The sequence below is a fragment of the Catenulispora rubra genome (assembly GCF_015356825.1).
Taxonomy (GTDB): domain Bacteria; phylum Actinomycetota; class Actinomycetes; order Streptomycetales; family Catenulisporaceae; genus Catenulispora; species Catenulispora rubra.
In genome coordinates this window covers 1-7,932 of record NZ_JAACYW010000413.1, presented here as the reverse complement: position 1 = coordinate 7,932, position 7,932 = coordinate 1, and the positions used below count along the sequence as shown (strand labels likewise).

9 protein-coding genes are annotated in these 7,932 nt (G+C 70.1%); 4 read left to right on the top strand and 5 right to left on the bottom strand.

Annotation, left to right across the window (positions count from 1 at the left end):
- Positions 1-126 precede the first annotated feature (126 nt).
- From GWK61_RS50720 to clpS, 3 genes are all read right to left on the bottom strand, one after another.
- Positions 127-603 carry a hypothetical protein gene (locus GWK61_RS50720; protein ID WP_194921166.1) on the bottom strand — a complete coding sequence of 159 codons (477 nt, stop codon included), beginning with the start codon at positions 601-603 and terminating at the stop codon, positions 127-129.
- A gap of 354 nt (positions 604-957) precedes the next feature.
- The gene (locus GWK61_RS50715) at positions 958-1,515 is read right to left on the bottom strand and encodes a DUF2017 domain-containing protein (RefSeq protein ID WP_194921165.1); all 558 of its coding nucleotides are present in this window, start codon (positions 1,513-1,515) and stop codon (positions 958-960) included.
- A gap of 23 nt (positions 1,516-1,538) precedes the next feature.
- Positions 1,539-1,841, bottom strand: a complete 303-nt coding sequence (gene clpS, locus GWK61_RS50710; protein WP_194921164.1) for an ATP-dependent Clp protease adapter ClpS — start codon at positions 1,839-1,841, stop codon at positions 1,539-1,541.
- Positions 1,842-1,865: 24 nt separating this feature from the next.
- Here clpS and GWK61_RS50705 point away from each other — a divergent pair, with 24 nt between their 5' ends.
- The 3 genes from GWK61_RS50705 (at position 1,866) to GWK61_RS50695 (ending at position 4,675) form a co-directional block, all read left to right on the top strand.
- Complete coding sequence (locus tag GWK61_RS50705) at positions 1,866-3,167, top strand: nicotinate phosphoribosyltransferase (RefSeq protein WP_194921162.1); 1,302 nt, start codon at positions 1,866-1,868, stop codon at positions 3,165-3,167.
- Between the two features lie 75 nt (positions 3,168-3,242).
- On the top strand, positions 3,243-3,818 hold the full coding sequence (locus GWK61_RS50700) for a nicotinamidase (protein ID WP_194921154.1): 576 nt from the start codon (positions 3,243-3,245) through the stop codon (positions 3,816-3,818).
- A 188-nt stretch (positions 3,819-4,006) separates the two neighbouring features.
- Positions 4,007-4,675: a hypothetical protein gene (locus GWK61_RS50695; RefSeq protein WP_194921151.1), complete on the top strand. Its 669-nt coding sequence runs from the start codon at positions 4,007-4,009 to the stop codon at positions 4,673-4,675.
- 10 nt (positions 4,676-4,685) lie between these two features.
- Here the strand turns inward: GWK61_RS50695 and GWK61_RS50690 are convergent, their stop codons facing one another.
- Both GWK61_RS50690 and hppD read right to left on the bottom strand, forming a co-directional pair.
- Positions 4,686-5,774 carry a DUF2510 domain-containing protein gene (locus tag GWK61_RS50690; protein ID WP_194921149.1) on the bottom strand — a complete coding sequence of 363 codons (1,089 nt, stop codon included), beginning with the start codon at positions 5,772-5,774 and terminating at the stop codon, positions 4,686-4,688.
- A 132-nt stretch (positions 5,775-5,906) separates the two neighbouring features.
- Positions 5,907-7,055, bottom strand: a complete 1,149-nt coding sequence (gene hppD, locus GWK61_RS50685; RefSeq protein WP_194921148.1) for a 4-hydroxyphenylpyruvate dioxygenase — start codon at positions 7,053-7,055, stop codon at positions 5,907-5,909.
- Between the two features lie 182 nt (positions 7,056-7,237).
- On the opposite strand from hppD, the gene GWK61_RS50680 reads away from it, so the two are divergent.
- The gene (locus GWK61_RS50680) at positions 7,238-7,729 is read left to right on the top strand and encodes an Lrp/AsnC family transcriptional regulator (protein WP_194921167.1); all 492 of its coding nucleotides are present in this window, start codon (positions 7,238-7,240) and stop codon (positions 7,727-7,729) included.
- Positions 7,730-7,932: the final 203 nt, after the last annotated feature.

The window sequence follows — 7,932 nt, the reverse complement described above, 5'->3', positions numbered from 1 at the left end:
GCTCGGCGGACCGCGTCAGCATGCGATGACAGATGACAACGGAACGGAGCGGGGCCCCTGGAATTCCAGGGGCCCCGCTCCGTTCCGTTGTCATCTGTCATCGCATGCTGACGCGGTCCGCCGAGCTCACACCTTCCCGGACAACACCGCCCCCAGATACCCGTCGACGTCGCCGTCGGCCTTGGTCCCGAGCATGGTCCGGGTCCAGGCCCGCCGCTCGTGGTCGATCACCGCGAGCTCCCACACGCAGCCGGCCTGCCGGGAGGGCGCCCGCGCGATGTCCGCCGGCTCGGAGAACCGGGCCGAGTAGGCGGCTGTCGACAACAGGCAGCCGTACGACCACCACCCGACCACGTACGAGTAAGCGTTCGTCGACCGGTGCGCGATCACGAATCCGACCCCGTACCGCCCGCCCCCGACGCCGGGGCGGGGTAACGCCTCCACGGCGGCCTTGCGCGCGCCCTCCCGGGCCGCCTCCTCCAGGTCGCCCCCGGGCGTCGCGGAGAGCCCGTGGAGCTTCACCCGCCAGTCGTCGATCTCGAGCAGGCCGAGCGGCCGTACCCGCCGGGGGGTATACGGCACCGCACCGAGTGGCTCTGTCATGAGGCAGGATGCTGGCACACCTCGGGAATCGACTCAATGCCCTGCGCCAGCTTTCACCCGGCGCGGGGTGGCGCCGGGTGTTCGCCACAGCGGTCCGGCCGGCGGACGGCACCGGACCGGATGCCGGACCACATCCCGGAACGGGAGGACGGGAAGTGACGATTTGCCGCACGCAAAACCGGCGGCTGACCTCAAAACGAGCGAAACGGTCTAGGAGCAAGCATGGCTAGACAGGTGGCCTGCCGCATCCTGGTTGGCTGCAAGGGCCACCTGGCGACGCCAGGCGCCGCTCATAGGCCACTGCGGCTCCGCCGCCATATAGCTCAGCGCGCGGCGAATCGGCGCTTCCCGCCCTCAGCCCATCAGGCCCTCGACCAGCCATTCCACCATCGCGCCGAGCCAGTGGTACATGACCACTATCTCGTAGCGGTCGTCCTGCTCGTCGATGCGGTCGAAGGGGTTGTCGTCGTCGTCCTCGATCTCCAGCCAGACCGCGAGCACCAGGCGGATGTCGTTGACCGCGCCGAGCCAGGAGCGGGCCTGCTCGGCGTCCAGGGCCAGCTCGTCGCCCGGCTCGTAGTCCCGCAGAGTGTCGAGCACCTGCCGGGCCGTGGCGCGCTTGGCCTCGCGCAGGTCGGGCTCGGTGAGCCTGCGGAACTCGCTGGCCTCTTCGGCGTCACCTTCGTAGGCGTCCGGGAACAGCCGCGCCAGGGCCGGGTTGTCCGGCTTCTTCACCGGGCCCTCGGCGATGCCCAGGGCGGCGGCCAGCGAGTCGGGCTCCTCGCCCAGCGGGTCCTCCTCGTCCAGCAGCGCCAGCTGCCCGGCGAGCAGGAAGCGCAGGACGTCGGTCTGACCGTCGGTGAACGCGCCGACGATCCGCCCGGAGCGGTCGGCCTGGAAAGGCAGGAGCACGTGCGGATCCCCGATCTGGTCGTTCAGCCGTCCTGGCGCTGCACGGTCGCCCACAAGCCGTAGCCGTGCATCGCGGCCACGTCCTTCTCCATCTGCTCGCGGCCGCCGCTGGACACTATCGCCTTGCCGAGGTTGTGCACCTCACTCATCAACCGCTCGGCCTTGCCCTTGCTGTAACCGAAGTAGGTCATGAACACATAGGTGACATAACTCATCAGGTTCACAGGGTCGTTCCAGACCACGGTGACCCACACCGGGTCCTGCACCGGAGCCGCCCGGGTCTCCTCCGTGGCCTCCGGAACGACCTCCACCGGCGCGACACTCATCCCACCAGACTACGCTGATAGATCGTGAACAGCACCGCGCTCCTCACGGACCACTATGAGCTCACCATGCTGGAGGGCGCCCTGCGCAGCGGGGCCGCCCACCGACGCTCGGTGTTCGAGGTCTTCGCCCGCCGGCTGCCCGACGGCCGCCGCTACGGGGTCACCGCCGGCACCGGCCGCCTCCTGGACGCCCTGGAGGAATTCCGCTTCGACACCGCGATCTGCGACTTCCTGCACTCCTCCGGCATCGTCGACGAACCCACCCGGGACTGGCTGGCCGGCTACCGCTTCACCGGCGACGTCCACGGCTACGCCGAGGGAGAGTGCTACTTCCCCGGCTCCCCGCTGCTGATCGTGGAGTCCACCTTCGCCGAGGCGGTGCTGCTGGAGACGCTCGTGCTGTCGGTGCTGAACCACGACAGCGCGATCGCCTCGGCGGCCTCCCGGATGACGTCGGCCGCGATGGGCCGTCCCTGCCTGGAGATGGGCTCGCGGCGCACCCACGAGGAGGCCGCCGTGGCCTCGGCGCGCGCCGCCTACCTGGCGGGCTTCTCGGCGTCCTCCAACCTGGAGGCGCGCCGCCGCTTCGGCGTCCCGACCACCGGCACCTCCGCGCACGCCTTCGTCCTGCTGCACGACAGCGAGCGCGACGCCTTCAGCGTCCAGGTGGAGACCCTGGGCCGGGGCACGACGCTGCTGGTCGACACCTACGACGTGGCCGAGGCCGTGAAGACCGCGGTCGAGGTCGCCGGCCCCGACCTCGGCGCGGTCCGCCTGGACTCCGGCGACCTGCTCTGGATGGCACACCGGGTACGCAAGCAGCTCGACGAGCTCGGCGCCAAGCGCACCAAGATCGTGGTCACCTCGGACCTGGACGAGTACCAGATCGCGGCGCTGGCCGCGGCCCCGGTGGACTCCTACGGCGTCGGCACCCAGCTGGTCACCGGCTCCGGCGCCCCGACCGCCGGCCTGGTCTACAAGCTGGTCGCGCGCGGCGCGAGCGTGGACGCCGACGCCCCGATGGTGCCGGTGGCGAAGAAGTCCTCTGAGAAGGCCACCCGCGGCGGCCGCAAGTTCGCCTGGCGCCGCATCGGCTCCGACGGCGTGGCGCAGGAGGAGGTCGTCGGGACCGGCTCGGCGCCGGAGGCGCTGAAGGCCGAGGGCCGCGACCTGCTGATGCAGTACGTCGCCAAGGGCGAGGTGATCGCGCGGCCGAGCCTGGCCGAGATCCGCGAGCGCCACGAGGCCTCCCGGGCGGAGCTGCCGCCGTGGTCCACGCAGCTCTCGCGCGGCGAGCCGGCGATCCCTACGGTGTATCCGAGCTAGCAGCGCCCTACGAAACCCGACGAAGCCCGACGAAGCCCGACGAAGCCCGACGAAGCCCGACGAAAGAGACCGAGCATGACGCGCGCACTGATCGTCGTCGACGTCCAGAACGACTTCTGCGAAGGCGGCTCGCTGCCGGTCTCCGGCGGCTCGGCCGTCGCGGCCGGCGTGAGCGCCCTGCTGGCCGCGCCGGACCGCGGCGGCTTCGAGCACGTGGTGGCGACCCGCGACTGGCACACCGACCCCGGGTCGCACTTCGCCGCCGAGCCGGACTACGTGACCAGCTGGCCGGTGCACTGCGTGGCCGGGACGAAGGGCGCGGAGTTCCACCCGGACTTCGACCGCACGCACGTCGACGAGATCTTCTCCAAGGGCGCGTTCCAGGCCGCGTACAGCGGGTTCGAGGGCGTGGACGGCTCGGACACGCCGCTCGGCGACTGGCTGCGGGCGCACGGGGTGGACGAGGTGGACGTGGTCGGGATCGCCACCGACTACTGCGTGCGGGCGACCGCATTGGACGCGGTGAAGCTGGGGCTGCGCACGCGCCTGCGGACCGATCTGGTGGCCGGGGTCGCGGAGGGCTCGACGGTCGCGGCGCTGGCCGAGATGAGCGCGGCCGGAGTCGAGGTCGTGCCGGCGACTGAAGGCTGACAGCGACTCACCACAGCACACCGACTCACCCGCACACCGCGGCACCGGCTCGCAGGCTCAGCAGCGCACCGACGCGCTGGCTTGCCGGCCAACCAACTCGTCGACCAACACGTCGACCAACACGCGCGGCGGCGGCACGGCCGAAACCGGCTGGCCGCCGCGCATCGCGAGCCGCCAAGATGGCCGACATGCCCGGCAGACTGGAACTCAGGACCCGGATCAGCCGCGTCGGCCTGGACGGCCGCGAGTACCGGGTGATCCGGCCGGACCGTCCTGCCACCCGCCTGGTCCTGCACGACGACACCATCTGGTACTCCGGCTACGCCGACCGCGAGGCCCTGAGCCAACTGGCCACCCTGTGGTCCCTGGCGGCCGTGTCCCCACGCTCGATCATCCACGTCCCGACCCGGCACAACGCCTCACCCTTCGAAGGCCGCAGCGTCGATCTGGTGCTGTCCTTCGCCCTGCACCAGCTCCGCCCCTCGCGCTGGAAGGCGATACGCGCCCGGCTCGGCGACGGCGCGCCGCACAAGATCCAAGTCCCCGACTTCGCCGACGCGGAGATGGACTACACCCGCCTGCACTACCGGGAGCACCGCGACCTGCTGAACTTCGACTCCGCGGGCGACACGCTCTTCGTCACCGGCAGCCGCGAATCCTTCCAGCAAGCGGCACACGAACTCAGTACCGTGCTGGCCGAAGCAGTCCGTCCCGGCGCGCGCAACCACGACGCCGTCAGACACGTGTGCGCCGAACTCACCGCCGGCGGATGGCCGCCGGCACGCACCCGGCACAGCACGCCGGACATGCTGCACATCCAGTACCACCCCGACGACTGGCCGCCCCGGGCCGCCTGAATCTACCGATCTACCGCGCGCGCCGCCGCTTCAAGCGCGTCACGTACAGCACCGTCACGACCAGCAGCACCACGACCATCCCGCCGAGGTAGGCCTCGGACGTCGTGTCCAGCACGTTCATCTTCGTCGGCACGGTGATCTTCGCGGCGAGCTTGTCCTCGCGGTCGTGCACCGACTTCATCAGCAGGTAGCCCAACGGCAGGATGCCGATCGCGGAGATCAGCAGCACCGCCAGCGTGTGCCCGACGCGCTCCAGCGGCCCGGTCTTCACCACGACCTTCGGCGCCTGCTTCTTCGGGCCGCGCGGGGTGTCGAACTCGGTGCGGGACGAGCCCTGCGGCGAGTCGGCCTGCTTGGGGCCGGTGGTGATCTCCGGGCCGTCGAACGGCTTGCCGTCCGGACGCAGCAGCCGGATGCGCAGCGCCTGGTTCGCCGCGGACAGCTGCGCCGGGGTCTGCCTCGGGGCGACCGGCATGCCCGGCGCCCCGGCGATGGAGATGCCCATCCCGGCGGCGCTGGCGACCTGAGGCGCCTGCCCCTGGCGCGGGGCCTCGGGCAACGGGCTGTCGAAGCTCGTGTCCGCCAACGACCTGGGCGGCGTGAAGACGGGAGGCTTCGGCTCCGGAGCCGCGCCCGGGAAGTCCGCCGGGGGACGGTGCCCGAACGGGGAGGACTCCGAGGGCTTCGCGTCGTCGAAGCTCACCTCGGACAGCGGACGCGGCGGCGCGAAGGCCGGAGCCTTCGACAGCGGAGCCGCGACCGGGTCGAGATCGTCCTGGTACGACGAATCCTGCGTCGCGTCGTCCGGCGGCGGAAGGAGATCGTCGAAGGTCAGTTGCCCGATGGACGCCCGGCCCGGCGTATCGCCGCCTGAGGCGGCAGAAGCGGCGGCGGCACCGGCGGCAGAAGCAGCAGCCGCAGCCCGCGGCGGCGGGGGCACCGCCCCCGACTCCACAACCACCTCCGCGTCCCCGGCGCCGCCGGCCTTCTTAGGCATCGGCTTGCTGGTGCCCGGGACCCACTTCGAGCCGTCCCAATACCGGATGTATCCGGGAACTGAGGGGTCGGGGTAATAGCCGGGACGCGGTGTACTCTCCACGATCACCGAGCCTAGAACACCGCCGCCCAAACCTGTACGGGTGCCGGGATTCCTTACGCAACCTTGGGGAATCCCTACACCCGCACGATGACCAGCCGCTACGTCCTTTGCAGTAGACGCCTCAGCCGGGGCTCACAGGTTGCCGCGGCGCTCCTGCTCGCGCTCGATGGCCTCGAACAGCGCCTTGAAGTTCCCCTTGCCGAAGCCCTGGCTGCCGTGCCGCTCGATGAGCTCGAAGAACACGGTCGGGCGGTCCTGCACCGGCTTGGTGAAGATCTGCAGCAGATAGCCCTCCTCGTCCCGGTCGACGAGGATCTTGCGCTTCTGCAGCTCCTCGACCGGCACGCGCACGGTCCCGATGCGGGCCCGCAGCTCCTCGTCCTCGTAGTACGAGTCCGGGGTCTCCAGGAACTCCACGCCCGCGGCGCGCATCGCGTCCACGGTGGCCAGGATGTCGCCGGTGTTCAGCGCGATGTGCTGCACGCCGGGGCCGCCGTAGAACTCCAGGTACTCGTCGATCTGCGACTTCTTCTTCGCGATCGCCGGCTCGTTCAGCGGGAACTTGACCTTGCGGGTGCCGTCGGCGACCACCTTGGACATCAGCGCCGAGTAGTCGGTGGCGATGTCGTCGCCGATGAACTCGGCCATGTTCGTGAAGCCCATGACCTTGTGGTAGAACTCCACCCATTCGTCCATCTTGCCCAGTTCGACGTTGCCGACGCAGTGGTCGATCGCCTGGAAGATGCGGGTGTCGGGCTCGACCAGAGGCGCGCGCTCGACGTAGCCGGGGGCGTAGACGCCGCGGTAGCCGGACCGGTCGATCAGCGAGTGCCGGGTGTCGCCGTAGGTCGCGACCGCGGCACGGACCAGGACGCCGTGCTCGTCCTCGATCTCGTGCGGCTTCTCCAGGCCGGTGGCGCCGTGCGCGACCGCGTACTCGTAGGCGGCGTAGACGTCCGGGACGGCGATCGCCAGGTCGGTGACCCCGTCGCCGTGCTCGGCGACGTGCCGCGCGATGTCGGTGCCGGGACGGACCGAGCCCTCCAGCACGAAACGCGCACTACCGGACACCAGCACATACGACACCCGGTCCGCGCGGCCGGTCTCGGGGCCGGAGTAGGCGACCACCTTCATGCCGAAAGCGGTCGAGTAATAGTGGGCGGCCTGCTTGGCGTTGCCGACGGCGAACACGACGGCGTCCATCCCCTTGACCGGGAACGGGTCGGCGGAGGTGGCGGTGAGGTCGGCGTCGACCTTGGCGGGGGCAGCGGTTTCGGTCATGGTCCAAGCTTCGATCCGCAGATCAAACTGCGCAATGCAAGGTCGGAGAGCTATACAATCTGCTCAGCCAGAGTGCCCAGCCGAGGGCATTTCTGTACAGTGTGACCAGCGACACATCGTCTTGAAACCGACATGGAAGGGAAACGCCCGATATGTCCCTGCATGAACCGTCACCCTCGATGATGCAGATCGACGGCCTGGACGCCCGGCTGCTGGCCCTGCTCACCGAGGAGCCGCGGATCGGGATCCTGGAAGCGTCGCGGCGGCTGGGGGTGGCGCGCGGGACCGTGCAGGCGCGCCTGGACCGGCTCCAGGCCCGCGGCGTGGTGCGCGGCTTCGGGCCGGTCATCGACCCGGTCGCGCTCGGCTACTCGGTGACCGCCTTCGCCACGCTGGAGATCCGGCAGGGCCGCGGCGCGCAGGTCCGCGAGCATCTGGCGGCGATCCCGGAGCTGCTGGAGATGCACACCATCACCGGTGTCGGCGACATGCTGTGCCGCATCGTCGCGCGGTCCAACGCGGACATGCAGCGGGTGATCGACAAGCTGGTCTCCTTCGAGGGCATCCAGCGGACCTCGACGGTGATCGCGATGGCGAACCCGGTGCCCTACCGGGTGCTGCCGCTGACCGAGGTGTGCGCCGCCGAGCACTCGACCGAGCGCCCGGAGGGGTAAGGACTGCTCCAGGGGTTTCTCAGGAGTCGCATTTGGTCACGGACGTCACGACTTGCCAGAACGACGTTTCCGGGGATACGGCTATCCGTTAGGTTTGCTGCGTGTCCGAGCCGATCGAGGAACCCGCCGCCACCCGGCCAGCCCGGAGCACTTCTCCAATGCGCATCTCCATAGGCTGAATACCTTTGAAAACCCCGTAGCTG